At 63.0% G+C, this 26469-nt stretch carries 25 protein-coding genes and 1 riboswitch; of the genes, 6 read left to right on the forward strand and 19 right to left on the reverse strand.

Annotated elements, in window-relative coordinates; genetic code table 11:
• Positions 1 to 6: 6 nt before the first annotated feature.
• On the forward strand, positions 7 to 1326 hold the full coding sequence (locus tag J5M58_RS28315; protein ID WP_207878532.1) for a PAS domain-containing methyl-accepting chemotaxis protein: 1320 nt from the start codon (positions 7 to 9) through the stop codon (positions 1324 to 1326).
• Here J5M58_RS28315 and J5M58_RS14440 read toward each other — a convergent pair.
• From J5M58_RS14440 to J5M58_RS14475, 8 genes are all read right to left on the reverse strand, one after another.
• On the reverse strand, positions 1301 to 4573 hold the full coding sequence (locus J5M58_RS14440; RefSeq protein WP_207878563.1) for a transporter substrate-binding domain-containing protein: 3273 nt from the start codon (positions 4571 to 4573) through the stop codon (positions 1301 to 1303). The two genes, J5M58_RS28315 and J5M58_RS14440, sit on opposite strands and share 26 nt — an antisense overlap.
• A 13-nt stretch (positions 4574 to 4586) precedes the next feature.
• Positions 4587 to 5201: a response regulator transcription factor gene (locus tag J5M58_RS14445; protein ID WP_015270527.1), complete on the reverse strand. Its 615-nt coding sequence runs from the start codon at positions 5199 to 5201 to the stop codon at positions 4587 to 4589.
• A 219-nt stretch (positions 5202 to 5420) separates the two neighbouring features.
• The gene (locus J5M58_RS14450) at positions 5421 to 5663 is read right to left on the reverse strand and encodes a DUF1272 domain-containing protein (protein WP_013972792.1); all 243 of its coding nucleotides are present in this window, start codon (positions 5661 to 5663) and stop codon (positions 5421 to 5423) included.
• Between the two features lie 66 nt (positions 5664 to 5729).
• The gene (gene cobM / locus J5M58_RS14455; RefSeq protein WP_207878535.1) at positions 5730 to 6482 is read right to left on the reverse strand and encodes a precorrin-4 C(11)-methyltransferase; all 753 of its coding nucleotides are present in this window, start codon (positions 6480 to 6482) and stop codon (positions 5730 to 5732) included.
• Positions 6483 to 6517: 35 nt separating this feature from the next.
• Positions 6518 to 6904 (reverse strand): cobalamin biosynthesis protein, encoded by a 387-nt coding sequence (locus J5M58_RS14460; RefSeq protein WP_207878538.1) that lies wholly within the window; start codon positions 6902 to 6904, stop codon positions 6518 to 6520.
• Positions 6904 to 7590 (reverse strand): CbtA family protein, encoded by a 687-nt coding sequence (locus tag J5M58_RS14465; RefSeq protein WP_112252461.1) that lies wholly within the window; start codon positions 7588 to 7590, stop codon positions 6904 to 6906. Before J5M58_RS14465 ends, J5M58_RS14460 begins: the two co-directional genes overlap by 1 nt.
• A gap of 9 nt (positions 7591 to 7599) precedes the next feature.
• Positions 7600 to 7788 (reverse strand): CbtB domain-containing protein, encoded by a 189-nt coding sequence (locus J5M58_RS14470; RefSeq protein WP_207878541.1) that lies wholly within the window; start codon positions 7786 to 7788, stop codon positions 7600 to 7602.
• Positions 7789 to 7880: 92 nt separating this feature from the next.
• Positions 7881 to 8105: riboswitch (cobalamin riboswitch) on the reverse strand.
• A 104-nt stretch (positions 8106 to 8209) separates the two neighbouring features.
• The gene (locus tag J5M58_RS14475; protein WP_112252460.1) at positions 8210 to 8689 is read right to left on the reverse strand and encodes a GNAT family N-acetyltransferase; all 480 of its coding nucleotides are present in this window, start codon (positions 8687 to 8689) and stop codon (positions 8210 to 8212) included.
• A gap of 124 nt (positions 8690 to 8813) precedes the next feature.
• On the opposite strand from J5M58_RS14475, the gene J5M58_RS14480 reads away from it, so the two are divergent.
• The 5 genes from J5M58_RS14480 to J5M58_RS14500 all read left to right on the forward strand — a co-directional run bounded on the left by J5M58_RS14480 (position 8814) and on the right by J5M58_RS14500 (position 12938).
• Entirely contained in the window at positions 8814 to 9443 is a 630-nt protein-coding gene (locus J5M58_RS14480; protein ID WP_181457345.1) for a LysE family translocator, read from the forward strand.
• Between the two features lie 21 nt (positions 9444 to 9464).
• Complete coding sequence (locus J5M58_RS14485) at positions 9465 to 10337, forward strand: alpha/beta fold hydrolase (protein ID WP_207878544.1); 873 nt, start codon at positions 9465 to 9467, stop codon at positions 10335 to 10337.
• 96 nt (positions 10338 to 10433) lie between these two features.
• On the forward strand, positions 10434 to 11321 hold the full coding sequence (locus J5M58_RS14490) for a pirin family protein (protein ID WP_207878547.1): 888 nt from the start codon (positions 10434 to 10436) through the stop codon (positions 11319 to 11321).
• Positions 11322 to 11563: 242 nt separating this feature from the next.
• Positions 11564 to 12493: an AlkA N-terminal domain-containing protein gene (locus J5M58_RS14495; protein ID WP_207878549.1), complete on the forward strand. Its 930-nt coding sequence runs from the start codon at positions 11564 to 11566 to the stop codon at positions 12491 to 12493.
• Between the two features lie 184 nt (positions 12494 to 12677).
• Positions 12678 to 12938, forward strand: coding sequence for a DUF1652 domain-containing protein (locus tag J5M58_RS14500; RefSeq protein ID WP_085692506.1), 261 nt, complete (start codon positions 12678 to 12680; stop codon positions 12936 to 12938).
• Positions 12939 to 12957: 19 nt separating this feature from the next.
• On the opposite strand, the gene J5M58_RS14505 is transcribed toward J5M58_RS14500, so the two are convergent.
• The 11 genes from J5M58_RS14505 to J5M58_RS14555 form a co-directional block, all read right to left on the reverse strand.
• Positions 12958 to 13572 (reverse strand): Yip1 family protein, encoded by a 615-nt coding sequence (locus tag J5M58_RS14505; protein WP_112252455.1) that lies wholly within the window; start codon positions 13570 to 13572, stop codon positions 12958 to 12960.
• Between the two features lie 94 nt (positions 13573 to 13666).
• A complete protein-coding gene (locus tag J5M58_RS14510) occupies positions 13667 to 13954 on the reverse strand; it encodes a hypothetical protein (protein ID WP_085624798.1) in 288 nt (95 codons plus the stop codon).
• A 170-nt stretch (positions 13955 to 14124) separates the two neighbouring features.
• Positions 14125 to 14772, reverse strand: a complete 648-nt coding sequence (gene alkB, locus J5M58_RS14515; RefSeq protein WP_112252454.1) for a DNA oxidative demethylase AlkB — start codon at positions 14770 to 14772, stop codon at positions 14125 to 14127.
• 230 nt (positions 14773 to 15002) lie between these two features.
• Positions 15003 to 16448, reverse strand: a complete 1446-nt coding sequence (locus tag J5M58_RS14520) for a curlin (RefSeq protein WP_207878551.1) — start codon at positions 16446 to 16448, stop codon at positions 15003 to 15005.
• 16 nt (positions 16449 to 16464) lie between these two features.
• Positions 16465 to 16938 (reverse strand): curlin, encoded by a 474-nt coding sequence (locus J5M58_RS14525; protein ID WP_112252452.1) that lies wholly within the window; start codon positions 16936 to 16938, stop codon positions 16465 to 16467.
• A 15-nt stretch (positions 16939 to 16953) separates the two neighbouring features.
• Complete coding sequence (locus J5M58_RS14530; RefSeq protein ID WP_207878553.1) at positions 16954 to 19191, reverse strand: Ig-like domain-containing protein; 2238 nt, start codon at positions 19189 to 19191, stop codon at positions 16954 to 16956.
• Positions 19192 to 19223: 32 nt separating this feature from the next.
• Positions 19224 to 20552, reverse strand: a complete 1329-nt coding sequence (locus J5M58_RS14535) for a hypothetical protein (RefSeq protein WP_112252451.1) — start codon at positions 20550 to 20552, stop codon at positions 19224 to 19226.
• 224 nt (positions 20553 to 20776) lie between these two features.
• Positions 20777 to 21904: a DUF6708 domain-containing protein gene (locus tag J5M58_RS14540; RefSeq protein WP_207878555.1), complete on the reverse strand. Its 1128-nt coding sequence runs from the start codon at positions 21902 to 21904 to the stop codon at positions 20777 to 20779.
• On the reverse strand, positions 21904 to 24558 hold the full coding sequence (locus J5M58_RS14545; protein ID WP_207878557.1) for a T6SS effector BTH_I2691 family protein: 2655 nt from the start codon (positions 24556 to 24558) through the stop codon (positions 21904 to 21906). Before J5M58_RS14545 ends, J5M58_RS14540 begins: the two co-directional genes overlap by 1 nt.
• Before the next feature lie 11 nt (positions 24559 to 24569).
• Positions 24570 to 25448, reverse strand: coding sequence for a DUF4123 domain-containing protein (locus J5M58_RS14550; protein WP_207878559.1), 879 nt, complete (start codon positions 25446 to 25448; stop codon positions 24570 to 24572).
• Positions 25448 to 26469 (reverse strand): type VI secretion system Vgr family protein (locus J5M58_RS14555; protein WP_207878561.1); only part of this gene is annotated, 1022 nt, incomplete at its 5' end. The genes J5M58_RS14550 and J5M58_RS14555, both read right to left, overlap by 1 nt.

Here is a 26469-nt window from a genome sequence, read left to right on the forward strand (position 1 = left end):
GGCGTCATGTTCGATTTCCACCGCAAGTCCGATCTGGTCGAAATCCAGCGCAGTCATGAGGCCTTGGCCAGCTTGCAGGCCAAGCTGGCGGCGATCAGCCGCTCCATGGCAATGATCGAGTTCACCCCCGACGGCACGATCCTCGATGCCAATGAGCGCTTCTGCCAGGCCATGGGCTACAGCGCCGAGGAGTTGCGCGGCAAGCACCATCGGCTGTTCTGCGATCCGGGCTACGCGAAGAGCGCCGAATACCAGCAACTGTGGCGTGAACTGGGGCAGGGCAAGGCCATCAGCGGTACCTTCGAGCGCATCGACAAGGCCGGCCGCGAGGTCTGGCTGGAAGCCAGCTACATGCCGGTAATGGACGAACAGCGCCAGGTCACCAGCGTGATCAAGGTGGCATCCGACATCAGCCAGCGAGTGATGGAGGAGCACGAGAGCGAAAGCCTGCTCAAAGCCATCAGCCGCTCCATGGCGGTGATCGAATTCACCCCGCAAGGCCGGGTGATCAAGGCCAACCAGAACTTCCTCGACACTATGGGCTATCGTCTGGAGGAGGTGGTTGGCCGCCATCATGGGCTGTTCTGCCTCGCGCATGAGCGCGAATCGGCCGAGTACCGCGAGTTCTGGGCATCGCTCAACCGCGGCGAGTACCACTCGCACCGTTTCGAGCGTGTCGACAAACATGGCCAGACGGTCTATCTGGAGGCCTCCTACAACCCGATCTTCGACAGCAAGGGCCGCTTGTACAAGGTAGTGAAGTTCGCCACCGACATCACCCGCCAGGTCAGCACCCAGCAAAGCGCGGCCGATGCTGCCCATGCCAGTTCGGTACAGACCGATGCCTGCGCGCGCAAAGGCACCGAAGTAGTACAGCAAGCGGTACAGGTCATCGAGCAGATTTCCCATGAACTCAACGACGCGGCACGCAGTATCGATGCGGTGAGCAAGCAGTCGGATGTGATCGGGCAGATAGTGCTGACCATCCGTGGCATTGCCGACCAGACCAACCTGTTGGCTTTGAACGCAGCCATAGAGGCGGCCCGCGCCGGCGAGCACGGGCGCGGTTTTGCCGTGGTGGCCGACGAGGTGCGCAGCCTGGCGGCGCGAACCAGCAAGGCTACCCTGGAAATCGTCGACGTGGTGCGGCAGAACCACGACCTGTCGCTGTTGGCCGTGGCCAGCATGCAGTCGAGCCTGAAGCGTACCGGCCATGGTGTGGCGCTGGCCAACGAAGCCGGTACGGTGATCATGGAAATCCAGCAGGGTTCACGGCACGTGGTAAACGCTATCAGCCAGATCAGTTCGACGCTGCAATTGCACTGAGCACATCGCCCAGCTCGTCCAGCAGGGTCTCCAGGCTGGCCTGTAATTGCAGGCGAAGGTCAACCGTCGGCAGGCCTTGGTCGTGGGCCTGCTCGATGGCTTCGCAATCCTTGACCAGCGTGCGTACCTTGAGCATCTTCGCACCACCTTTGATCCGGTGAGCCAAGGCGCGCAAAGTTTCGCCGGGGGCCTCTGCTGGCAACGCCCGCAAGGTGGCCAGGTCTTCGCTGACGCTTTGTGACAACTGCTGCAGCAAGTTCCGCGTCAGTTGTTCGTCGTCCTGGGTCAGGTGGCGCAGTTCGCCAAGGTTGAACCCGCTGGCGCGCCGTGCTGTCGGCTGTTGCCGGGCGTGGGCGTGGGGCAGGTGGGTCTTGAGCGTACGCAGGCCGATGGGTTTGAACAGGCATTCGTCCATGCCGCTGGCCAGGCAGCGGGCACGCTCCTCGGCCTGGGCGTTGGCGGTGACGCCGAGAATGCGGCATGCCGCCAGGCCGCGTTCGCCCTCGAGGCTGCGGATACGGCGGGTCAGTTCGTGGCCGTCCATGACCGGCATGCTGCAGTCGGTGATTACCAGGTCAAAGCGCGCAGCCTGCCAGCGTGCCAGCGCGATTTCCCCGTTTTCCGCCAGCGTGACCCGATGCCCCAGGGTATGCAGTTGCCGCTCCAGCAGCAGCAGGTTGGCGGGGTAGTCGTCGACCACCAGTATGTTCAAAGGGCCGCTGCTTTTTTCCAGCACAGGGTCGTGCTGGTCGGCCTGCACCGGTGCAGCGCAGGCGGGCAGCTGCAGGCTGACCTGCACCTTGGTGCCAAGGCCTTCGACGCTCTGCAAGTTCAAGGTACCGCCCATCAACTCGGCCAGCGTGCGGCTGATGACCAGTCCCAGGCCGGCGCCCTGGCGTGCCCGGGGGCCGTCGGCCTGGACGAAGGTATTGAACAGCCGGGCCTGGTCGGCAGGGCTGATGCCGATGCCGGTGTCTCGCACACTCAGCTCTACTGCCAGGCTGTCAGTGTCGGTGGGCGAGGGCAGTAGCAGGCTGGCCTGGACTTCACCGCTGTCGGTGAACTTGATGGCGTTGCTGATAAGATTGGACAAGACCTGCTTGAGGCGCAGTGGATCAGCCAGCACCCACACCGGCGCAGCGGGCAGTTCGCTGTGCAGGTGCAGGCCTTTGGCCCTTGCATTGCCTTCGAATACCCGCACGGTGGCGCGTACCAGCTCTACCAGGTTGGTGGGCACTGGCTGCAGGGTGATATGCCCGGATTCGATACGGGAAATGTCGAGAATATCGCCGATCAGCTCAAGCAGGCCAATGGCCGAATCGTGGGCGGTCTGCAGGGTCTGGGTGTCGCAGCGGCCGCCGCGGCTGTCTTCCAGGGCCAACTCCAGCAGGCCGATCACGGCATTCATCGGGGTACGGATTTCATGGCTCATGGTGGCCAGGAAGGTGCTTTTGGTCTGGCTGGCCTGTTCGGCGTCGTCCTTGGCCTGGCGCAGCTGTTCAAGCAGGCCGCGGCTAAGCGCAAGTTGCGCTTGCAGGGCATGCTGGGCCTCGGTGCGCTGGTTGATCAGCTTGCGCAGGTAGCTGTTCCAGAACACCACCCCGGCCAGCAGCAAGGCCGACAGCACCAGCACTTGCAAGGCCAGCGTGCGGTAGTCGCGCCAAGGGCTGTCACTGACCAGGGTGGTGGTGCGCCAGCGGTTGATCAACTGGTCCAGCTCTTCGGGTGGAATGCTCAGCAGCGCCTTGTCGAGGATTGCCTGCAGCTGTGGCTGGTCCGCGGCCACGGCGAAGGCGGCGATGGCCGGGTCGTCGTCGAGCACGCTGGCAATGCGCAGGCGGTCCTTGAACACATGGCTGATGTAGTAGGCGGCATTGATATGGCTGCTCAGGGCGACGTCGGCGGCACCGTTGGCCACGGCCTCCATCAGGCCGAGCGGGTTGTCCACCTCGACCATCCTGGCCTGCGGGTAGCGTTGTTGCAGCACGGCCCGTTGCGGCGAACCGCGTACCACGGCGATGCGCATGCCATCCAGCGCCATGGCCTGCGGCGGTGATGCATTGTCGCCACGGGTGACCAGCACTCGCGGGCTGACCAGGTAGGGGCGGGTATAGCGCAGTTGTTTCGAACGGTCTGTGCTGTAACCCAATGCGCCGATCATCTGCGCATCCCCGCGCGCCAGGCGCTCGATCATTGCCTGCGCCGACGGGCTTTCAACCGGCTTGAAATGCAGCCCCGTGCGCAGCGAGATCTGCTTGAGCAGCTCGAGGGTGATGCCGCTGGGGCGGTGCTTGGTGTCGTTGAAGGTCAGTGGCGCCAGCGAAGTGTTGACCAGCACGCTGACGTTGGGGTTGGCAGCTATCCAGGCTTCTTCTTCGGCGGTCAGGGCGGTGAGGTGGCGCTGCAGCAGCAGGCTGGTGTTGCCACTGCTCCAGCGGCGCAGGATATTCAGGCGTTCGCTTTCGCTGATACGCGCCAGCGCCTTGTTGACCAACTGTTGCAGGCGCGGGTTGTCACTGGCCATGGCAAAGGCAAACGCGCCAGGGGCAACCTGACAGAAGTGGTCGATCTTCAGTGTGCCCTGATAACTCTTGCCAATCGCGAAGTCGGTACTGATGGCATCGCCCAGGTAGGCGTCGGCCTCGCCCAGTTCGACGGCGGCCAACCCGGCCAGGGTCGAGCGATACAGGCTCAATTGTGCCTTGGGGTACAGGCTGCGCACGCTGCTGGCCGGCAGGTAATGATCGACCATGGCCAGGCGCAGGCCGGCGAGGTCGGGGGTGTTCTTCAGGCTGCGCCCCTCGCGGGTGACGATGACTGGCAGATCGTCGGCGTAGCTTGAACTGAGGCTGAGCTGGGCATCCGCTGCCTCGAAGGCGTTGGAGCTGCCCAGCAGGTCGATACGGCCGTCGCGTAGCGCAGCGATGGCTTCGTGGCGGCTGTCGAAGCGTCGTACTTCGATGGTGGTACCCAGCTGTTCTGCGATGATGCCAGCGTAATCGGCGCTGAGGCCTTCGTAGTCGTGCTGGCTGACATTGATCTCCAGCGGCGGGTAGTCGGGGCGCGAACTGCCAAGTACCAGGTGCTGGCGTTGCTGTAGCCAATGCCGCTCTTCGCTGGACAGCGCAAGCGGGGCCGCGGCGCTGACCGAGCGTGCCAGCAATTGGCGAGGTTCGCTGTTTGCCAGCAGCGCGCCGGAACCGGCCAGGCCGATGACCAGCAGGGCGCTTGCCAGCAGGCGCTTCATTGTCATCGAGCGCTCAGTAGACGCTGTTGCGCTTGGCCAGGTCGACCATTTCAACCAGTGATTCGGTCTTGAGCTTTTCCATGATGCGGCCCCGGTAGGTGCTTATGGTCTTGGCGCTGAGGTTCATGCAGGTGCCGATATTCTTGTTGTTCTCGCCGCGCGCCAGGCGCCGCAGCACCTCCATTTCCCGGTTGGACAGGCTGGACAGGCGCACTGGCTCGCTTTCCAGCGAGTTGCTATTGACCGACATCTGCGGGAAGGTCGAGTAGCCCTTGACGAGCGCTTTAAGGGCAAACAGCAACGCCTCGTGGTCTTCTTCCTTGGTGACAAAAGCGCCGATGCCAGCATCCAGGCAGCGCCGCACATACAGATCGGTGGCCTGGCCGGTCAGCACCATGATCTTGGGCGCCGGCTCCAGGCATTGCAGGCGCTTTATCACTTCCATGCCATCCAGGCCGGGCAGGCCGATGTCGAGAATTACCACATCCGGTCGCAGGTCGCGGGCCACCTGCGCCACCTCGCTGCCATTGCCGACCTCGCCGACAACACGGAAGCGCTCGCGTTCGAGCAACATGCGCAAGGACAGCCGGACGATGGGGTGGTCGTCGACGATCAGCACGGTAGTCATGAAGAAAACTCCTGTGAGGATGTGGTCCGCTTCCTGGATCACTCAGGAATACGTCTGCAAGTGGGGTTATCGGAAGCGCTGCACGATACGACCATTCCCGAAATTTGGTAATGCCGAGTATAGAAGTGTTGAAAGTCCACGTGCTTGCTGTTGAAAAGTCCTACAAAAAGTGGGAAAGACATCACCCTGGCAAAGCGGCGATGCCTGTTTTTGTAGTCGTCATGCGCAGGCGGAGTGTGATTTGCTCACGCGCTGGGTTGAGGCGGGGTTGTTGGCCAGTGCCTGGCCGACCCGTGTCGGGCGTGCCACCAGCTGGCCGGTGCAGTTCGGGCAGCGGCCCTGGAAACGTGTTTCCGCGCAGGTGCGGCAGAAGGTGCATTCGAAGGAGCAGATCAGCGCATCGGGGCTGTCACCCGGCAGGTCGGTATCGCAGCACTCGCAGTTTGGGCGTAGGTCCAGCATGGGCATGACTCCTGTTTGCAGGCGGGAAACCGGAGTCTGCTACGCCTGCGGCGAACCTGGCAATGCTCAGTCGCCAGGCCGATACAGGTGGGCGTGCCCGGCGCGATACAAGGCCGACTCGGCAAACGGTGTGTCGCCCAGCACATGGCCCACCAGGATCAGCGCCGTGCGCCGGAAGTCCTTGGCCGCGATGCGCTCGACGATATCGCCGAGCGTACCGCGCACCCAGTCCTGGTCCGGCCAGGTAGCACGATGCACCACCGCCACCGGGCAGTGCGCGCCGTAGTGCGGCAGCAGCTCATCGACGATACGCGACAGGTGCTTGACCCCCAGGTGAATCGCCAAGGTGCTGCCATGGCGCGCCAGCTCGCCCAGTTGCTCGCCGGGCGGCATGGGCGAACTGTCGCCATAGCGGGTGAGGATGACGGTCTGCGCTACCTGGGGCAGGGTCAGTTCGCAGCCGAGCAGGGCGGCGCTAGCCGCCGTGGCGGTGACCCCGGGGATGATCTGGTAATCGATGCCCAGCGCTTGCAGGTGGCGGATCTGCTCGCCGATGGCGCCGTACAGGCTGGGGTCGCCACTGTGTACCCGGGCCACATCCTGGCCTTGTTCATGCGCGCTGCGCATGGCGGCAATGATCTGTTCCAGATGCAGCTCGGCGCTGTTGATCACGGTCTCGGCCTGGTGCCCCTCGAGCACGGCGGCCGGCACCAGCGAACCGGCATAGATGATCACCGGGCACTGGCGGATCAGCCGTTGGCCCTTGATAGTGATCAGTTCCGGGTCGCCGGGGCCGGCGCCGATGAAGTAGACCGTCATGGAAAGTCCTTGCGAGAAAGAGGGGGAGGAAGCGTTCAACAGGCCAGGGCGAGGGTAGCCGGGCCCAGTATCTGGCGTTTCAGCAGCAGCCTGGCAGTGCCAACCCGCTGGCAGGCCAGGGCCAGTGCCGCACTCTCTGCCACACCCCAGCAGCCGCTGTGAGCATGGGCCGTGGCGGAGCGGTGGCTGAGCTGGGGTTCGTAAGGTTGCAACTGCGCGGTATCGTACAGCACCAAGGGCAGGTCGAGGCGTTCAGCCAATTGCTGCAAACCGGGTTCGTCGGCCTTCAGGCTGATGCTGGCGATGCCTTGCAGGTCGGCCAACGCCAGGCCCTGGTTGGCCAGGGCCTGGCGTAGCAATGTTTCCAGCGTATCCGCCGGGCAACCCCGGCGGCAGCCGAAGCCAGCGTAAAAGGCAGGCATCAGGCCTGATTGGAGCGCCGGAACAGCCAGGCGCTGAGCAGGCCCAGGGCCAGCCAGAAGGCGGCGTTGGTCAGCCAGGAGGCCACTTTGAACTGGGTTTCCAACGCTGCGGGGGCAAGGCTTTCGTGCACCTCGGGTTGCGGCGCACCGATCACATGAGGAATGACCAGCAACACGGCGCCAAATGCCTTGAGCAACCAGTGGCGGGCGAACACCAGCAGGGCCAGGCCCAGCGCGGTGGCGCTGGCGGTGCCGACCCACCAGGCCTGGCGTTGCCCCAGGTCGGCGGCGGCAGTACCTGGCAATTCCGGCGGCAGGCCCAGGGTCGGGGCCAGGCAGAACACTGCGAAGCCGGCCAGGCCCCATAGTGCACCGGTGCCGGCACGCTTGGGTTCGCGCAGGCTGTACAGGGCGGTGAGGATCAGGGCGAAGCCGACCGCGACCACCAGGTTGCCGCCAGTGGTGGACAGCACCCGCTGCCAGCCGTCTTCCGGCGACCAGGCTTCGGCGCTGTGTTCATGGGCTGCCACTTCGCCGGCATGCTCGTGCTGGCCGACCGGGGCTGCGGACTCGTAGGTTTCTGCCTCGAGAATCAGCGGGGCGACCCAGAAGCTTTGCAGCAGGGTCAGCAGCAAGGCCGCCAGCAACCCGCTGAAGCCCGCGGTACGGGCAATGCGTGTGATCATCGGGCGTACTCAGTGGCAGGGGAAGGCGGCGCTGTGGCGGGTGTCGTGGGCGGCGTTGTGCACGGCCTCGATGTGCGAGAAGCCAGCGAAGTACACCAGGCACAAGCCCAGCAGGCTGGCGCCGACGGCGATGACGACACGCTGGCTGAGGGTAACGGGGGTAGTAATGCTGTGTTGCTTGGTGCTGGTGACGGGCATGACGCGTTCCTCTGCTTTTTGTGGGCAACGGGCAAGCGCGGCAGCCCCGAGCGTGGCAGCCCAGGGGAATGCAACAGCGCCCGCCCACCGCGGGGTGTTCATGAACGCCAGGCCGGTCTCCGGGCTTGCGAGGAGGAGCCAGGCTCCTGGAAGGCGTCACCTTCCCATGCCGGGTGATCGGGCACAGTGGTACAGACGCTTCGCTCGCTTACCGTTGCGGGGGCAGCACCGGCCTTGTCCGGCCCTGCTGGAGGGCCTGGGACGCACCGGTTTCCCGTTTCACCCCCATTGGGGGCACCTGAACGCGAGGCATAAGGAGACCATGGGGCGGGGCTGCCGTCAATTGCCAGAATCGAGTTTGCCGGCGCCTCGGCTACTCCGCACCCACAGGGATTGTGAAGCGGACGCAAAGCGCTCCCGGTCAGCCCCGGGCAAACGCCGCCAGCTTGTCCCCATCCAGCCGGTAACGCACCCACTCATCCTGCGGCTCGGCACCCAGCTTCTGGTAAAAGCCGATCGCCGGCTCGTTCCAGTCCAGCACGCTCCATTCCAGCCGCCCACACTTGTTCGCCACCGCCTCGCGGGCAATGTGCTGCAGCAACTGCCGGCCGGCGCCGTCGCCGCGTTGCTCAGGAGTGATGTACAGGTCTTCCAGGTAGATACCGTTGCGGCCTAGCCAGGTCGAGTAGCTATAGAAATACACGGCGAATCCGATTGCCCGGCCATCGCGTTCGCAAATCAGGCTGTGCACGGTGCTGCCCTCGTCGAAAAGGCTGTGCTCGATATCGGCAACGCTGGCGATTACCTCGTGGCGGGCGCGTTCGTACTCAGCCAGTTCGGTGATGAAGGCCAGGATCTGCTCGGCATCGTTGCGAACGGCAGGGCGAATGGTGAGGCTCATGGTGACGGCTTCCTTGGTCTGGGAGTAGCGGTACAGCGATGTGTATCTACACAATTTAGTGAAACTGTACCGGTTGTAGAGGAGGGGACTCCGTTAGTGTGACAGCACCCATAACGAAAGTGGAATGCCTGCCATGCTTGCCTCTGCCGACCTGCTGACCGCCTTCGTGCTGTTCGCCTTCGTGTCTTCCATCACTCCTGGCCCCAACAACACCATGCTGTTGGCCTCGGGTGTCAATTTCGGCGTGCGCCGCTCCATTCCCCACGCCATGGGTATCAGCGTCGGTTTCATGGTCATGGTGCTGGCCGTTGGCCTGGGCCTGGGGGAGGTGTTCAAGGCCTGGCCGGTGCTGTACACGGTATTGCGCTACACCGGCGCCGCCTACCTGCTGTACCTGGCCTGGAAAATCGCCACCTCCGGGCCGGTCGGCACCGCTTCGTCCAGTGCCCGCAAACCGCTGGGCTTCTGGGGCGCGGCGGCATTCCAGTGGGTCAACCCCAAGGCCTGGGTGATGGCAGTGGGGGCAATCACCACCTACACGCCGGCGCAAGGCTATGTGACCAACGTCATTGTCATTGCCGCCTTGTTCGCCCTGGTCAACCTGCCGAGCGTTGGGGTATGGGTGATGTTTGGCAGTGCCCTGCGCAACCTGTTGCAGAACCCGCGTTGGCTGATGCTGTTCAATGTCCTGATGGCCTTGTTGCTGGTGATTTCACTGTACCCGCTGCTGTTTGTAGAATCGGCATTTTCCTGACCCCGCGAGTACAGTAAGCCGATGCAGTTGATCCCCTGGTCCCACAAATGCGCCGAAGGTTTCACCCTGCGGGGCTGGCGAACCCCGGCCAGTGGCAAGCCGTTGCTGCATTTCCTGCACGGCAACGGCTTCTGCTGCCTGGCCTACCAGCCATTGCTGATGCGGCTGGGCGAACATTTCGACCTGTGGCTCAGCGATGTCCAGGGCCATGGTGACAGCGACCATGGTGGGGTGTTTCGTGGCTGGAACCGGACCGCTGCGCTGGCGGTGGACGCTTTCGCAGCCGGGCGAGGCGAGTATGGCGACGTGCCGCGCTTTGCCGTCGGGCACAGCTTCGGTGGCGTGCTCACCGGCCTGATCCTGGCCAGTGAGCCGCAACTGTTCACGCGTGCCGTGCTGCTTGACCCGGTACTGTTCAGCCGGCGCATGCTGGGTGTGATGGGCGTGGCGGCTCTGGTCGGCTTGCACCAGCGTCATACGCTGGCGCGCAAGGCTGCCACCCGTCGCAGCCACTGGCCCGACCGCGAGGCAGCCCTGGCTTCGCTGCATGGGCGGGGTATCTTCAAGGGCTGGACCGATGAGGCGTTGCGGGCCTACGTAGAGCATGCCATCGGCGACTGTGGCGAAGCGGTGGTGCTCAAGTGCCGGCCCAGCCGCGAAGTGGAAATCTTCAGTTCGTTCCCCAAACGCATGTGGGCGAGCCTGGCGGCGATCCGCACGCCCACGCGGGTGCTTTACGGCGAGCACACTTACCCCTTCGTGCCCCATTCGGTGAACCGCCTGGCGGCGCTCAACCCTCATGTCAGCGGCAGGCAGGTTGCCGGCGGGCATTGTTTCATGCAGGAAGACCCGGTCATGGCTGCCGAACAGGTGCTCGGTTTCTTGCAAGGCTGACTGTTCCATGGGTGGAACGATGAATGCCAAACAAGCCTGCTACCGCCTGATTGGCATCATTGATAAGGTTATCTCAACCAAGAGAGGAGCCTTCTCATGAAAACGATTCTGGGTATTCACCGCAGCCCTCACGCCCACTGGGTAGGTGATGGGTTTCCGGTGCGCAGCCTGTTCACCTACGACAACCTGGCCAGCAAGATCAGCCCGTTCCTGCTGCTGGACTATGCCGGCCCTCACGACTTCACCCCCACCAGTGCGCGGCGTGGCGTTGGCCAGCATCCGCACCGCGGTTTCGAAACCGTGACCATCGTTTACCAGGGCGAACTGGAGCACCGTGACTCCACCGGCGCTGGCGGCTTGATCGGCCCAGGTGACGTGCAGTGGATGACTGCTGCCAATGGCATCATCCATGAAGAGTTCCATTCCCCAGGCTTCGCCCGCACTGGCGGTACCCTGGAGATGGTGCAGCTGTGGGTCAACCTGCCGGCCCGGGACAAGCGCGCAGCGGCTGGCTACCAGACGCTGCTGGCCGAGGACATCCCGGTGGTGGCGCTGGATGGCGAGGGCGGCAGCCTGCGGGTGATCGCAGGTGACTATCGTGGGCATTCAGGGCCGGCGCAGACCTTTACCGCCATGGATGTCTGGGACCTGCGCCTGAATGCCGGTGCAGCCTTGCAGTTGCCGGTTGCCGCCGGGCGCAATGCGGCGCTGGTGGTGTTGCGCGGCAACGTGCGGATCAACGGCGAGCGCGAAGCCGGCCCATCGAGCCTGGTGCTACTTGACCGCGCCGGTGAGGATGTAGCCGTCGAAGCACTGGAAGGCGCCAGCCTGCTGTTGCTCAGCGGTGAACCGATCGACGAGCCGATCGTGGGTTATGGCCCGTTCGTGATGAACAGCCAGGCAGAAATTGCCGAGTCGTTCGACGACTTCCATGCCGGGCGGTTCGGGCAGATGCAGGATGCACGGGACGGTGCGGCGCATTGATCCTGGTTGATTGAATGGCTTGTCCGGCCTTATCGCCGGCAAGCCAGCTCCCACAGGCACAGCATTGCTCTCTAGGGTGTCGCTGTACCCAGCTCCCAGGCACAGCTTTGCTCTCGAGGTTGTCGCTGTACCCAGCTCCCACAGGTACAGCATTGCTCTCGAGGTTTTCGCTGTACCTGTGGGAGCTGGCTTGCCGGCGATAGGGCCGGTACAGGTACTACATTTGCTGGCATGATGCAGCCATGCCCAAGCTTACAGCCCTGCACGCCGTGCGCCGATCATTGCCCACCCCTGGCCGCCACACCCTGTGGCTGCGCTACCATGCCCCTTACCACTGGCCCTCGACCCTGGCCTTCCTCTCTGCCCGCTGCATCCCCGGCATCGAGACCTGTCTCGACGGCACCTACCGCCGTACCTTGGTAACTGCCGGCCGCCACGCCGTGTTGCACGCTACCCCTTCGGGCAGCCAGTACCTGCGGGTCTGCCTTGAAGGCGTCCCGACCCGCGCGCTGCCCGGCCTGATCGCAAGGCTGAGGCGGTTCTTCGACCTCGATGCCGACCCCGCGCGCATCACTGCCGAACTGTCTCGCGATCCACTGATGGCCCGCCTGCTACAGGAACGCCCCGGCCTGCGCGTGCCGCAAGGCTGGGACGCTTGCGAGCAGGCCATGCGCACTGTGCTGGGCCAGCAGGTCAGTGTGGCCGGGGCCATTACCTTGGCCGGCCGCCTGGTGCACCGCTATGGCGTGCCCTTGCGTTTGCCCGCACCGGGCCTGAGCCACGTGTTCCCGGCGTTACCGGTATTGGCGGCTGCGCAGTTCGTTGGCATGGGCATGCCGCGGGCGCGCGCCGCCACTCTGGGTACGCTGGCCAATGCATTGCTCGCCGAGCCGGGGTTGCTCCGCCGCGGGCAAGTGCTGGATGAACTGCTGCGCAACCTGTGCCAGATCAAAGGTATCGGCCCGTGGAGCGCGCATTACCTGGCGTTGCGCCAGGCCGGCGCGGCCGATGCCTTGCCGCTGGGCGACGTGGCGCTGATCAAGGCGTTGCGCCTGCTCGAAGGCGACGACGCCCAACTGGCGCAACGATCCCTGGCCTGGCGACCGTGGCGGGCCTATGCGGCGCAGCATCTTTGGGCATCGTTGGGGCCTGCCGGGACCGCTCGTCGCTAAGTCTGCCAGTGCGTTCGAACGCGCGGCCTGCCCAGGCAATCTTCCACTAAGGTGCTAGAGGATCCGCTGCATGCTCATTGCCCAGGCGCATGGATGCCTGCCCCGGCATGCGCAATATCAATTGGCGCCTCGCCCGACAAAGGCGTACTCACACAACAGGCCATCCCAAAGAGAGGGTCGTACCATGTCGTTGATAGGAGTTTCGATGCTAGAAATGCGGCAGATGATCGAGCAGGCCTGCCTGCCCGACCGTTGTGAAGTCAGCTGCACGGACGGCGCCAACCTGACCATCCGCCTGGGTCAGGGCCAGAGTCTCGATGAGGGCGTGACCCTGAGCGGGGTCCCCCTGCAAAGCCTCAACAGTTGCCGCGACCTGGTCAACCTGGTGGGGCAGTTGCATGCGCTGCGTGACAGCCACCCGGCGCCACTCAAGGCGATCGCCTGAGGCGTCTGCCGCGCCCCGGTCAGCCCAGGCTGGCCGGGCGCACATATTCCGGCATCAGGCCGTTGAACCAGAACAGGATCATCGCCACCAGGATGGTCACCAGCAGCAGTAACCCCACCCCCCACACGCAGGTTGCGAACAGCATGGCCTGTTCTTTCTTCAGTCTCAGGAAGGTCTGCAGCCCGCCATACAGCAACACGCTGGCATACGCCGAGGCTGCCAGCAGTGCCGCCAGCGCCAGCCAGCGGATCGGCAGCAGGCCGACCACCCCGGCAAAGAACCAAGGCGTGGCGCAGTAGGCGGCAAAGCCGATGCACTGGTTGAGGCTGGGCTGTGCATCGAAACCGCGCGACATCCAGCGGATCATCATGCCCATCAACATCACCCCGACGACCGTGGTGGCATACAGCAGGCCCGCCAGTTGCGCTGCGCTGGCCATGCTCAGGCGTACGCGTTCCTCGGCCGCCAGGCTCCAGCCAAAGGTGGTGGTGCCGACGAACAGGCACACCGCGGGGATCAAGGCCAGGGCCAGCAGGCGCGGCAGATATTGCTGCGGGTGGTCTTCCTCGGCCCGACGAATTTCCAGCCAGGCGTCGGCGGGGTGAGTGAAGAGCTTGAGCAACGGGCTGTTCATTGGCGTTCTCCGTTTTCCGGCAGGTCTGGGCCCTTTTGCTATGGAGACATGCCGCGCCGTGCGGGTTCAGCCGGGTTGATCGCCGTTGATCGTCTTACAGCAGTTCCAGCAGCAGGTTCAGGCCGCCATCACCGCATTTGCCTTGATCGCGGACCACACCGTGGTAGCTGCGCCCGTCCCAGACGAAGGCCACGCTGTGGGCACGGTCGACCTTGTCGGGCAGCGGCGGGCAAATGTGCAGGCGCAGGCCTGGGCGGCCTTGCAGGTTGAGGGCCGCGAGCTGGCATTGGCACTCCACGCTTTGTGCCACCGGGCCGAACAGGGTATCGCGTACGTAATCGAGTTGTACTGAGGCATTGGGCGCGCGGCAGGGCATTTTCATCGGCGCGCGGCTCCGCTGTGAGGGGGCGGGAAACAGGGCTGGCAGGGCATGGCGAGCTCCAGGCTGAAGAAGGCGTGGCTTATCGTTTGAAGCTTGCCTGGCCAAGATGTTCAACGCGTTTCATGCGCGTTCATCATTTTTTGCGCCGGGTGGCCGGCCGTTGGTCCGGTTCAGCCACCGGCCTTGCGCAAGGTCAGGTTGATCCGCCGTTCACCCAGGCGCGGATGCACGCCAGGCTTGATCGGGAGCACGCCGTGAAAGCGCAAGCGGTCTTCGCCGCCCCAGACCAGCACATCGCCATGGTTCAGCGGGATGCGCTGGGTCTTGTCGGCGCGCTGCAATCCACCGAACAGGAACACCGCCGGCAAGCCCAGCGAAACCGACACGATCGGCTGGCCGAAGTCCTGCTCGTCACGGTCCTGGTGCAGGCTCAGGCGGGTGCCCGGCAGGTAGTGGTTGACCAGGCAGGCATCCGGTACGAAACCGTCGAACCCGGCCATGGCAGCGGCGCGGGCGGCCAGCTCGAGCAACACCGGGGGCAGGGCGGGCCAGGGTTTGCCACTGAGCGGGTCGCTGGGGCTGTAGCGGTAGCCGTGTTCATCACTGACCCAACCCAACGTGCCGCAGTTGGTCAGCCCTACCGCCATGCGCAGGCCACCCGGGGTATGCATGTGCCGGAACGGCGCGGCACGCAGCACCGGGCGCAGGGCATCGAGCACGGCCTCGATCTCGGCCAGGGCGAAGCCGGGCAGCAGCACGGTGTGGCTGGCCAGGCGTTGCGGCTGGGAGCCGAACAGGTCGAGGTCGGACTGGATCATGGGATTGGGTATCGGCTTTGGCTGGGGACCATTGTAATGCGCTTGGCAGGTTTGGCCTATTCGCGGGCATGCCCGCTCCCACAGGGTTGGCGCAGGCTTTGATGGCAGTGGGGTACCTGTGGGAGCGGGCGTGCCCGCGAACAGGTCGGCAAGAAAACGCCGTTCTGACAGGAATAAAAAGGAACCGCGGCACCAGGGAGAGGAGCACCGCGGTTCAAGGGGGGAGCGATCTATTGCTGGGTCACAGTGGCCACGTTCGCGCTACCCAGCTGGGTAATGGTCGCGGTCTGGGTGACACCGCTCTGGTCGACATACGCCTTGTTGCCCTGGCCTCCCTGGGTCACGTAGGCGATGTTGTAGCTGTCAACCTGCTTGATATTGGCTTCGTTGCCGCCACCGTACAGCTGATTGGTGTAGCTCTGGTTGCTGTAGCCGGACTGGTCCAGGTTGATGACGTTGCCGTTGCCCTGGCTGTTGCCATAGGCATAGTTTTCGGTGCCACGCTGGTCGGCGATCAGGATGTTGTCAGTGCCGTTCTGCTCGAAGTACAGCTCGTTGTTCATGTCGGCCTGCTTGGTCTCCATCTGGTTGCCGGTGCCTTTCTGGGTCAGCGTCGCCAGTTGGTTGTCACCGTTCTGGGTCAGGTTGACGCCGTTGCCATTGCCGTTCTGGTTGATGGTGGCGTTCTGGTTGGTACCGAACTGGCCGCCCATCTTGGCGCCTTTCCAGTTGCTGGCGGTGACGCTGTTGCCATTGCCCTTGGTGTTGATGGTCAGGTTGAGGTTTTCACCGTTCTGGTAGGTGAAATGCAGGTTGTTGCTACCGGTCTGGGTGATGGTGGTGGTCGAGTTGTTGGTTTCGAACTGGTCCGACCAGCTGGCGTTGGCCGTGCCCTGTTGCGACAGGCTGACCGTGTTGTTGGTGCCGAAGCTCTGGTCGATATAGCCTTCGTTCAGCTGGCCGGACTGGGTCACCGATGCCTGGCTGGCGGTCTGGTTGTCCTGCCACACTTCCACCGAGTTGCCGCCACCGTACTGGCCAATGCCGATGGCGCCGCCGGTGCCGTCGCGCTGGTCGCCATACGCCCAGTTGCCCTTGCCCTCCTGGTAGACCTGGATATCGCCATCGACGTAGTTCAGGTGCTCGGCGGCGGCGTAGTTGTCCTGGCCGACCTGGTTGATGCTGCTGCGGTTGTTGCTGCCACCAAAGGTCTGCTCGATGAAGGCTTCGTTGCGCTGGCCGGATTGCCAGGTGGTGGCCTTGCTGCCTTCCTGGCTGTCCTGCCACACGGTCGAGGCGTTTTCGGCGCCTTGCTGGGTTTGCAACGCTTGGTTGCCCAGGCCCAGCGACTGGCTGGCGAATGCATCGTTGTAGCTGCCACCGGCATGCTGGGTGATCTGGCTGCCGTTCTCGAACAGCTGGTCGGCGTAGCCTGCGTTGTACTGGCCGTTGGCGCTCTGCTGGATATCGCTGGTGCTCTCCGACTGCACCGCAAGGTGGTTGTTGCCCTTGCCGGTCTGGGTCTGGGTGGCCGAGGCGAATGGCGCCAGGGACTGGCTGACCTCGGCGATGTTTTCCTTGCCGTCCTGGGTCTGCGACGAGGTGCTGTCAGCAGCCATGGCCTGACCTGCAAGGGCCAGGACGATGGCGGCACTTAACGGAGCGAGCTTGTACATGGGGGTGCCTCCAGGTCTATCGGTATTGGGTGATCTGAACGTGCTGGCCATTGCCGGCCTGGGTCACGGAGCTGGTGAGGCCTGTGCCCGCCTGCACGATGCTGGCGCTGTTGTCGTTGCCGATCTGCTCGATGGCCGCGCTGTTGCTGCTGCCGGTCTGGCGGATCGACGCGGTGTTGCCATTTCCCTGTTGGCTGATGATGGCCATCAGGTCACTACCTTCCTGCAAGATGTACGCTTCTTGCGCGCCACCGGCCTGGACGATGCGGCCCAGCAGGGCTTGGCCGTTCTGGTCGAGGGCGGCGCGGTTGCCCGCGCCTTGCTGCTCGACCACCGCAGCCTGGCCGGCGCCGGCCGGCAGCAGGCGGATGATCACCGGTTCGCCGAGGTCGTTGCCGGGCGCGAGGTCGGCATTGTCCAGCAGGTCCTCGGCCCAGCAGGCCTGGCCCGCCAGGGCCAGGCCGAGCAGCAGGGAATACAGGCATTTCATTGCAACCTCCGGCCTTTACTGCACGGTTACGTTGACGGTGCGTGTGGTGCCCTGGCTGGTGGTGATCGTCGCCGTCGGTGCCGCAGTCGGGATGATCGTGGTGCTATTGCTCACCGCCAGTCGCCAGCGGCCGGTCAGCGCTACCGTGGCAGTGCCAAGGGTCTGCACGCCGGTAGTGGTGGTTACCCGCACGGTGACGGTGTTGCCGGTGGTGACCGACGAGGTGCCGCTGAGGTCCCAGTTGTAACGGTTGTTGGAGCGTGCCGTGACCGTGGCAGCCGTGACCGTGAAGGTTTCGGCGGCAGGCCGTGGTGACACGTTGACGGTAACCGTGCCGGAGTTGGACAGGGCCCCCAGCGAGTCACGAGCCTGGTAGGTGAAGGTGGTAGTGAAGGCCGAGGTCACCGTGGCCGGTGGGGTGTAGGTCACTGCGGTGCCGTCGGTGCTGACGGTGCCCCGGCCGGCAGCCGGCTGGGTGAGGGAGGCAGCGGGGACAGTCAGCGGCAGGTTGCCTTCCGGATCGGTGTCGTTGGCCAGCACGTTGATGGTCAATGGCACGCCCAGGGTAGCGACGGTTTCCGGGTTGGCGGTTGGGGCCCGGTTAGGTGCTACGTTGACGGTGACCGTGGCCGGTTCCGACTTCAGGCCCTTGGCGTCCACCGCCCGGTAACTGAAGGTGGCCACCACGGGTTGCGTGGCCCCGGCTGGCGGGGTGTAGGTGACCGAGGTGGTGCCGTTCATCACCACGCCGCCAAGGCCTGTACCGGGCTGGGTCAGGTCGCTGATGGTCAGCGGCACGTTGCCATCCGGGTCGCTGTCGTTCTGCAGCAGGTTGAGGGTGATCGGGATGCCGACGCTGGTGCTGCCGATATCGGCCTGGGCCAGCGGTGGCTGGTTGGCCGCCTCGACCGGCGCGTTGCCGACCACGACCACCGGTTCGACATCGCTGCCACCACGTGCCGATTTGACCGTGATGGTGGCTGGTGGCTGCGGCACGTCGTTGACGGTCAGGCTCTGCAGCGTGCCCGCCTTGGACAGGCGACCATAGCCCTGGGCGAGCAGGTCGGGGACCGCTACCTCGTCACTGGAACTGGCCTCGATCAGCAGGCGCTTGTTGGCCCAGTCGTAGCGTGCGGTGCTGACCTTGACCACGTCGGTGAGCTTGCTCGACAGCGCGGTCGGCTGGGTTCCGCCGGCGTTGTCGCTGGCGGTGACCACCACCACCGCAGGCGGTGCTTCCTGGCTGAGCTGCTGGTGGAAGAACAGCCCGTTGTTGTCGGTGGTGAGGGTGTACTGGCACGGCGAAGGCGGGGTGCCGACCAGGGCGATGCCATTGCGCATGCACAAGCTGGCTGCGCTAGGCGCCTTTGCGAATACTTCCGTACGGGTGCCGGTGGCATTGCGCGAATAGGTGGCGCGCTCCAGGCTGACCGGGGTCTGGGCACGTTGGTCCAGTACCTTGCCGGAAACGGTGAAGGTGTTGGTCTGGATGGTGCCAGCGGGGCCTTGGATGCGCACGAAGTTGGTGTTGAAGGGGCTGCCGGTCACCGCTTCGGTGATATTGGGGTCGCCGATGTAGGTTTCGATGGCGCCGGTATCGGGGTTGACCGCGGTATAAGGCCCACCAACACCCTTCAGCCAGGGGCCGATCGCCCCCGCCAGCGCGCCCCGGAAGTTGCCCGGTGCGCCGATGCCGATGTCGCGGGTGATGTTGATTGCCCGTCGGCCTGGCGTGGTGACGTTGACCGTCTCCACCCCGTAAGGGTGGGTGATGGTGTAGGTACCGGTGCTTGGGACCGAAGCACGGATACGGATCCGGGCGAAGCTTTGCTGGTCACCATCGACCGGGTTTTCGGCGGCGAAGGCTGCCTCCACCCCGGCTACATAAACCTCCAGCTCATAGCCGCTGTTGCCCACCTGTGGGATGTCGGTTTCAGCCAGGAACCAGAACATCTCTGGCGGCCAGTTGTCCGGGAACACCAGCGGCAGGGCATCGTCATAGATGCCAGGCTCGGGTAGCAGGGTACACATGTAGGCTGGTGCCCCTGGCGCGCCCGGCGCACGTGTACTGGTGGCACGGGACTGGCACAGCTCCAGGGACTGGTCGAGGCTGTCCTTGTACCACATCGGATAGCCACCGGTGGCGAAGGTGTAGGGCCCCGGGTCGACATCGGACAGCGCGGCAAACGCGGCGCTGGTAACGGTAAGGGAGAGACCGGCGGCCAACAGCGCACGGCGCGACCAAGTGTTCATGCTGCCTCCTTGAAGGCTGAGCCTTTGTCTGTTCATGGCACCAGCACCACGTCTTCGGTGTCGCTACCGCCGTTGGTACTGGTGACCTGCACCTTGGCCGGCGGGATGGGTGACAGGCTGGTGCTCAGCGTCTTCACGGCGCCAGTGCCGCTCAGATTGCCGATCAGCGCGCCGTTGCCGGTATGTGCGGTGAGCACTGGCGGCGTGGTTTCGTCGCTGGTGCTGGCCACCAGGGTCAGCTCGCCGGTGGACAGGCGGTACTGAGCCTGGGTGATGGTAACCAGGTCGGTCAGCGGCACGTTGGCGGTGGTCAGGCTGCTGGTAGGGATCGCCACGCTGTTGTCGGCGGTCAGCGTCAGGATCGACCCGGCGGCCGGGTCGAGCACCGACTGGGCGTACCAGGCACCGGTACCGTTGGCCTCGGTGAGGTTCAGGTTTGGTGTCTGGCTGGTCAGGGCGACGCTGGCCGGTGGCGGTGGGGCCATCACGAAGATGTCCTGCTGCGCGTGCAGGTCGCCGTTCTCGGTATGCCGCGAGTAGGTACTGCGTTGCGGCATCAGCGGGGTTGGCAGGGCCACTTCGGAAAGCTTGCCCGAGACCGCGAACAGCTCGGTGCGCAGGTCGATGCCACCGGGGCCTTCGATGCGTACGTAGTTGGTATTGAACGGGCTGCCGGTCACCCGTTCTTCCAGGTTCGGGTCGCCGATGAAGCGCTCGCTGCCTTCGGTGTAGGGGCCGTTGACGCTGCGCAGGAATGGCCCGACATCGCCTTTCAGGGCGCCAGTGAAGTCGCCAGCGCCGGCAATGCCGATGTCGCGAGTCATGTTGATTGCCCGGCGCCCGCCCGCAGGTACGTCGAACACGTCAACGCCGTATGGGTGAGTGACCACATAGGTGCCGGCGGTTGGTACATCGACCCGGATACGCACCCGGGCGAAGCTGACCTGGTCGCCGTCGACCGGTTCTTCAGCGGCAAAGGCCGCTTCGATGGCGGTGCCGTAGCTGAGGTCGATGCCGCGGGTGGCGTCGACGATGGCGGCATCGGCGGTGAACCAGAACGCCTCGTCAGGGAAGTTGGTGGGGAAGACGATGGGTTGGGTATCGTCGAACACGCCGGGGGTAGGCAGCAGCGTGCACATGTACGACGGTGCGCCGGGCGCGCCAGGCACTCGCGAGCTGACGGCCTTGGTCAGGCACAGGTCGAGGGTACGACCATGGCTGTCCTGGTACCAGGCGGGGAACCCGCCGTTGGCGGGAACATAGGCGCCAGGGTCGACAGCGTTCAAGGCAGCCTGCGCCGGAAGCTGGAGCATGCCGGCGAAAATCGCCACTGCCAGCGGGTGGGGTATCGGTCGGTGCATGAGTCATTTCCTCCTGCAAACGGGCCCATGGACTTGGGGCGTCTGGCAGGAGATCGGCAATAGGCGTGCCAAGCCGGGAAAAACATGCTGTAGCCCTTACAGGGCAAGGGATCCAATTCTCTTGCGAAGGCCTTGGCAAGTATTTGCCGTTGGGCACCGTGCCCCCAAGGTTGGGGACTGGGGCAGGTGGTGCCGACCCATTCGTAGCATCAGCTACTCGGTCGCTACACCTTCGATCTCGGCGTACGTAATTTGCGTGGCTTTTTCTCTGAACGCTTGCCGGGTTTGAGATGCCAGCGATCGGCATTGGCGAGCAGGCGCTCCTGGATCGCAGGTGGGTAGTCGCTCAGCGTTGTCACCGCTGGAACGGGCTTGCCGGGCATTCCAGCTTCGCGGATCACCTTCGGCCAGCGCGGTCGCCAGCACAACAGCAGGCTCAGCCAATGGCCGGTTCCGATGATGACGAAGGCGGGACAAACCAAGAGCAGGACGACTTTGAACAGCCAGCTGCTTTTCCGGAAGAAGCGACCCAATCCTTCGAACTGGGCACCGAATGCCTGGACGAGCGAGGGGAGTTGGGTGCTCAGACGGGGACGGGGGACGGCATGTGGGCCATCTTCCATATAGCGGCGAATGAATTCCCACTCGTCCCGAAGTTCACTACCGCCTTGGCCTTGCTTGCCGAGTAGGGCCATTTCCATGTGAGGGAGGCCGGTGTGGCTGGGGTGCCAGACCAGGCACAGCCTCATGCCCGCGCTGAGGGAGTCGTCTTCGGGTTTGACGCCTGTGCTTCCGGTTGTTCTCCAGGGGAATGTAGCTATACCGCCGCAGCAGCTTGGTCTATGGAGGTGAACTTGCTGGGTTTTTCGATTGAAGCGAATGAGCAAGTGGCGACTGGTAAGCATTTCTAGTCGCGTAAAACGAAATCCGTATTTGGCATAAAAATAATAAACGGCTCCGCCTATTGATAGCATGTATGTGCTGAAAAGGACCGAGAACACAGAAAGGAAGTCGGGTTGAGTTATGTTGGTGTAGACGGAGCTCAATGTTATCTTCAGCCATGCGTAAGTCATCGGAACTAAACTGCCAAGCGTCATTATAGTGATGATGCCGCGTTTTTCTTCTGACCCGCCACAGCGCATTTCCATATATGTATCGTTAAAAGAAAATATCGGGCCGCGTGCATTGGGTTTTTCGCTGACACTGTTGAAGTGTATTTGTTTGCTCATGTCATTTTCATTGGAATCCTTGTCAGCTCGCTTTTCAATCAAGCTTCTCTGCGCGTCAAATACCTTACGCTTCGCTTTTGATTCAATTGCCATCTCCCACAGCCCCCGCTCGATAAGATACATCAAAGGACCTCGCTGAAAGCTGAGTGCAGGGCTGCTAACTCTTCTCGTTCATCGTAAGGTTTAGAGCTTTTATCCAAACGATAGCTGCTTCGCTTGCACCACTTTTCCAGCGCATCGTCCTCGAGCAAGAAAATGATGGTAGTTAGGAGCAAGCCTACCCAGAACGCTCCTAAAATTAATTTGGTTAACAGCAAACGAGCCGCCTGCGTGCCCAGTCTAGTAGCCAGGCTGCTTAATGATCGCCCTACAAGACGTATGAGTTTGCTCTGGTTATTGATCGTGAGGCGATCGAAGAGGGGCTTAGCTATTCCTATGGCAGTTCCCAATTCTCCGACAGATAAAGCGAGTGTAGCCAGTGCGCGCGTAAAATAGGCCCCACTCAATGTCCACGATTTCGTTGAGGCACTAGGTTGAGTGTGACTTTTTACCCCGTCGGCGAAGTCCCACCAAGCCAGTACGAACCCACCCATCCCCGCTAATCCGGCGCCCCAGAGTTTCAGCCTCCCCAAGGTCGCAACTGCACCTCTACCGGTCACGCTATTTGCGCCGTAACGCGTCACCACCTGTTCCACATAGCTGGCCCCAATCTCGAAACCCGCCGCAGCCGTGGTCATGGCGGCTGCCATGAGTTCGGTCTTAATCCGTACATCACTGCCAGGCAGTTCGCGGGCCTTGAACGCCATCAGCATCCCTTCCAGCAGGCATACAAGACTGGAGACACGTACTTTGTAGAAGTCGCTCTTATTGGCTTGCATCAATCCTTCGGCCCAGGCCTGGTCCAAGTAACGTCCTGCCTGGCCAGCGCTGCGCTGCGGATTCAATGGCTGCCCGCTACGAGCCGCATCACTTAGGCGTATGTCGACAGCTGTCTCATGTACCGAAGCAAACAGCGTCAGGCGCAGGCCATGGTGCAGGGCACGGTCCATACTGTTGGGGGCTCCGGTACGCAGTACCTGTCGGCCCAGTGCCACGTACCAGGCGTATAGACCGATGCTAGCGTGGCTGTTTCTGTTCTGCAGTTCTTCATATAAAGCGTTGGCGCGCCCGAAAGCATTCGCCGCAATGTGTGCTTGCCGGACAAGTGACTCACGCAGCACAAACCATGATTCCGACGGTGGTTTGGCCATGGCCGCTTCCCGCAGCGTCGCGAGCGCATCACGAATGTCATCCTGGTTGTACGTGATACCCCGTATCGCCAGGTTGCTCCGATCAGCAACGTCACTGCGCCACCAGTGGTCCAGCACGGTCGTTCCCCATTCACTGAGCTCCATGCCGATCACGCACTGGCCGGTCTGTTCGGCAAAGGCTAGGCCATTGATCAGGTCGGCATTGTCGTAACGGTCCAAGGCCTGTAGCAGGCGTTCACTGATCAACCAGCGGGCATGATCCTTGGCCCGATCCTCTGTCTCCTGTTGGGCCTGTTGCATGGCCTGCTCGAAACTTTCCAGCTGATCGTGCATCGCCTGCCGATCGACCAGATGGCCGTATTTCTGGTCGAACTTCTTGCTGAATTCACCGCTATCCTGACGGGACTGGACCTTGGCGCGGACGTCGCGCTCGAACTTCTCAAGCTGTGGTCTCATCCTCTCATCATGCGCATCGGCCTGTTGCCTAGCCCGATCAGAAAATGCATAGAACTCCACCGGCGTAGCCGGCTGGTTGCGAATGGTCTCGGCCATGACTTCGCGCTTGACGATCCGGTCGGCCATCATCTGCGGGTAGAGCTTTTCGATCTCCAGGAACGATTGTGCGATTAGCAGTCTTCGCTCGTTGTCCACGCCTGGTTCTACGGAGTGCCGCAGCCACTTGGTCTTTACGTCGTCGACGGCAGCATTGCGCCAGGCATTGAGCTCCTGGGTGATACCGATGGCGTCTTCGATGACGATTGCGGCGCCGCGGGGTTTGGTTTGGTTAACCAACGGTGCCAAGGCTTGTCGTGACGCGTGTGGCGAGACGATCTGATCGTTGTTGAAGGGCTGCATGTCCAGCAGCGCTTTCAGGTCTGAATCCTCCTGGGCTTTGAAGTCGGCGACCCAACCAAGCTGATCGTGCTTGAGTACATGGTTTTGCGGCGGCGCATCGGAGGGCTGGATGAATTGGGCGATATCGATGGCCGGTAGACTACTGCGATACTCGTCCTCAAGTAGGCGATAGTTGTCGAGCATGCGTGGGGTCAGTGGGGAAGGGCTGAACAAAGGGCGCAGTTCTTGGATGTCATCCAGATCGTAAAGAGTGATAGTCCAGCCAAAGCCGCGAATGATCTCCTCTAGGTTGGCGGCGTTGGGAGCGGATTCCCAAGGCGCGTCGGCGCGGATGTACAGCAGCGAGCCGTTGGGTGCAACGCGGTACTGGCTGTGCCATTGATAGGCCGGTTCGCTGTGACGCTTGATCAGCAGGTAGAGAAAGCCTTCGCGCAAAGGGCGGATGGCATAGTCAGAATGGGTCAGCTCGCCGACATCTTGAAAGGGGCTGAGGTAGCCCGGCAATTTGGGCAAGCGGGCGCGTTGTGCCGGGTTGCCACCGACGGCGGCGTAGCGCAGGGGCAGCAGTTCGAAACGGCGGGTGCAATCCGCGACAGGGCTGTTGCGCAGTGCAGGGCGGTAGCCGGTGGTGATGCGTCTGCAAAGTTCGAGGGTTTCGGTGACCGAGTCCATGGCTGTGTACCTCAATTATTGGCGTGCAGGCGTCGCTGCACGTTGTCCATCAGGGATGTCTGCTGTTCGCGCGTTGCAACAATCGCGTCCTGCCAGGCTTGTGAGCTACTGAGTTGTTCGCCGTGGCGAGCCAGTATGAGCACATAGCTGATGAGGTCTTCCTCACGGTCCAAACCTTGCTCGCGCGCCTGATCTAGGTAGTGCTGGATGAGACCAACCCGTGTTCCATGGCAAGCAGTGGCCAAGGCTGCACAGGACGGCTCGTCCTTGATCAGCTCGGCAAGTTGATAGCTCAGCGGGTCTCCCGCCAATTCAGCCCAACAGTCTTCGTTTAGCGTGATTTGTGGGAGGTGCAGGGACGGAGGCTGATCAGCACCGGATACTTGTAGCCACAACCGCTTGTTCGGGTGCGCTACAGGTGACCACCAGTGATGGATGGGAGCCAACCATTCGCTTATCCCTGGCAGCTCACGATATGTATCCAGCACTCGCAAAGCTGCAGCGTTGTGGAAGCGCAGGAGGTACAAATGGCCGTCAGCTCCCGTCACGATGTTGGCGTGGCTCAGATGCCGGGCAAGTTGGGCAGTTGGTAACGCGCTGACGATCCAGCCGCAAACCGCGCCCGAAGCAAGCTGTTCGAGTTGCCATTGAAAATCGTACTGGGCCGACACATCGGAGCCTGGCCGCGATCCGAATAGCCAAGGGCCTGCTGTTCGCAGATTGTGGAGCTGGGTTTGTTGCAGCAGCGGCCAGCAGCGGTCCTCATAGTGCCGGGTCAACTTTTCCTGCACGCCGGGTGACAGGCTGGCCATTTCCACGATCGCGCTCAGACGATAGCGGTCGGAGGTGCGCAGCACCTCCACCACAGTCCTGATAAATGGGCTTGGCATCAGCTTGTTCCTTCCATGCGAATCATGTTGTGGCCGTCCGCAATCGCTTTCAGCAAGCAGCTCAAGCAAATGGGCTCGCCAGGCTCTGGTACGCCGAAGGTCGATGTCATGCGCTGGCTGCATTTGGCCTGCTGACTGACAGGACCCTTTAAGGCCAGTGCTAGTCCGTCCAACGTGATACCGGCACCATCTATGCGCAGCAACCCGGCCGGACTCCTGATAGTCAGGCTTTCGCTGACCTGGATGTCATAGACCTTGGTTGTGTGGCGGATGGCTTCCCCGGCCTGCAAGGTATTGTGACCGGCCACGCTCTGTTCCAAGTGACCACCGATTTCTATCGTGTGATTGGCTTTGGTGACGTCCTGGCGGTGGTTGCCGACCTGTTCGATGCGGTCCTGGCCAGTGATAATGGTATGGTTCCGGCCAATGGTCAGGGTATCGTCATTGCCGATTTCGTGGGCCCGGTCCTGGCCGATATTGACGGACTCGTCCCGGGCAATCTCTTCCCGACGGTCCTGGCCAATCGAAAGGGTCTCATCCTTCTCGACACGCTCGGTGCGGTCGTTCCCGACTTGCGTGGTTTCATCGTGTTTGACGATGTTGTTCTGGTCTCTTTCTGCGTGGATGAAGACTTCCTGTCGTCCCAGTTCGTCCTCGAAGCGCAGCTCGTTGAAGCCATCGCCCTTGTGGGTCTGGCTCTTGATGGTCATGCGGGTCTTGTGTTCGGGCAGGTCGTACGGCGGCAGCTGGTTTCCGCAATAGGTACGCCCGGTGATCATCGGCTGGTCGGGGTCGGCGTTGACGTACTGGATGATCACGTCCTGGCCGATGCGTGGGATAGCCATCGAGCCCCAGCTACCGCCGGCCCAGCCCTGTGACACACGCACCCAGCAGGAGCTGAACTCGTTGTTCTCGCTCTCCCGGTCCCAGGGGAAGCTCACCTTGACCCGGCCCCACTCGTCGCAGTAGATCTCTTCCCCGGGCGGCCCGACGACCGTGGCCATGTGCGGGCCGTCGATGC

Source organism: Pseudomonas sp. 32_A (assembly GCF_017490905.1).
Classification (GTDB): domain Bacteria; phylum Pseudomonadota; class Gammaproteobacteria; order Pseudomonadales; family Pseudomonadaceae; genus Aquipseudomonas; species Aquipseudomonas inefficax.

Bases quoted from the DNA above. Each gene is read 5' to 3' on its own strand.
- J5M58_RS28315 (WP_207878532.1), top strand. From the start codon at position 7: ATGTTCGATTTCCACCGCAAGTCCGATCTGGTCGAAATCCAGCGCAGT.
- J5M58_RS14440 (WP_207878563.1), bottom strand. From the start codon at position 4,573: ATGAAGCGCCTGCTGGCAAGCGCCCTGCTGGTCATCGGCCTGGCCGGT.
- J5M58_RS14445 (WP_015270527.1), bottom strand. From the start codon at position 5,201: ATGACTACCGTGCTGATCGTCGACGACCACCCCATCGTCCGGCTGTCC.
- J5M58_RS14450 (WP_013972792.1), bottom strand. From the start codon at position 5,663: ATGCTGGACCTACGCCCAAACTGCGAGTGCTGCGATACCGACCTGCCG.
- cobM (WP_207878535.1), bottom strand. From the start codon at position 6,482: ATGACGGTCTACTTCATCGGCGCCGGCCCCGGCGACCCGGAACTGATC.
- J5M58_RS14460 (WP_207878538.1), bottom strand. From the start codon at position 6,904: ATGCCTGCCTTTTACGCTGGCTTCGGCTGCCGCCGGGGTTGCCCGGCG.
- J5M58_RS14465 (WP_112252461.1), bottom strand. From the start codon at position 7,590: ATGATCACACGCATTGCCCGTACCGCGGGCTTCAGCGGGTTGCTGGCG.
- J5M58_RS14470 (WP_207878541.1), bottom strand. From the start codon at position 7,788: ATGCCCGTCACCAGCACCAAGCAACACAGCATTACTACCCCCGTTACC.
- J5M58_RS14475 (WP_112252460.1), bottom strand. From the start codon at position 8,689: ATGAGCCTCACCATTCGCCCTGCCGTTCGCAACGATGCCGAGCAGATC.
- J5M58_RS14480 (WP_181457345.1), top strand. From the start codon at position 8,814: ATGCCTGCCATGCTTGCCTCTGCCGACCTGCTGACCGCCTTCGTGCTG.
- J5M58_RS14485 (WP_207878544.1), top strand. From the start codon at position 9,465: ATGCAGTTGATCCCCTGGTCCCACAAATGCGCCGAAGGTTTCACCCTG.
- J5M58_RS14490 (WP_207878547.1), top strand. From the start codon at position 10,434: ATGAAAACGATTCTGGGTATTCACCGCAGCCCTCACGCCCACTGGGTA.
- J5M58_RS14495 (WP_207878549.1), top strand. From the start codon at position 11,564: ATGCCCAAGCTTACAGCCCTGCACGCCGTGCGCCGATCATTGCCCACC.
- J5M58_RS14500 (WP_085692506.1), top strand. From the start codon at position 12,678: ATGTCGTTGATAGGAGTTTCGATGCTAGAAATGCGGCAGATGATCGAG.
- J5M58_RS14505 (WP_112252455.1), bottom strand. From the start codon at position 13,572: ATGAACAGCCCGTTGCTCAAGCTCTTCACTCACCCCGCCGACGCCTGG.
- J5M58_RS14510 (WP_085624798.1), bottom strand. From the start codon at position 13,954: ATGAAAATGCCCTGCCGCGCGCCCAATGCCTCAGTACAACTCGATTAC.
- alkB (WP_112252454.1), bottom strand. From the start codon at position 14,772: ATGATCCAGTCCGACCTCGACCTGTTCGGCTCCCAGCCGCAACGCCTG.
- J5M58_RS14520 (WP_207878551.1), bottom strand. From the start codon at position 16,448: ATGTACAAGCTCGCTCCGTTAAGTGCCGCCATCGTCCTGGCCCTTGCA.
- J5M58_RS14525 (WP_112252452.1), bottom strand. From the start codon at position 16,938: ATGAAATGCCTGTATTCCCTGCTGCTCGGCCTGGCCCTGGCGGGCCAG.
- J5M58_RS14530 (WP_207878553.1), bottom strand. From the start codon at position 19,191: ATGAACACTTGGTCGCGCCGTGCGCTGTTGGCCGCCGGTCTCTCCCTT.
- J5M58_RS14535 (WP_112252451.1), bottom strand. From the start codon at position 20,552: ATGCACCGACCGATACCCCACCCGCTGGCAGTGGCGATTTTCGCCGGC.
- J5M58_RS14540 (WP_207878555.1), bottom strand. From the start codon at position 21,904: ATGTATCTTATCGAGCGGGGGCTGTGGGAGATGGCAATTGAATCAAAA.
- J5M58_RS14545 (WP_207878557.1), bottom strand. From the start codon at position 24,558: ATGGACTCGGTCACCGAAACCCTCGAACTTTGCAGACGCATCACCACC.
- J5M58_RS14550 (WP_207878559.1), bottom strand. From the start codon at position 25,448: ATGCCAAGCCCATTTATCAGGACTGTGGTGGAGGTGCTGCGCACCTCC.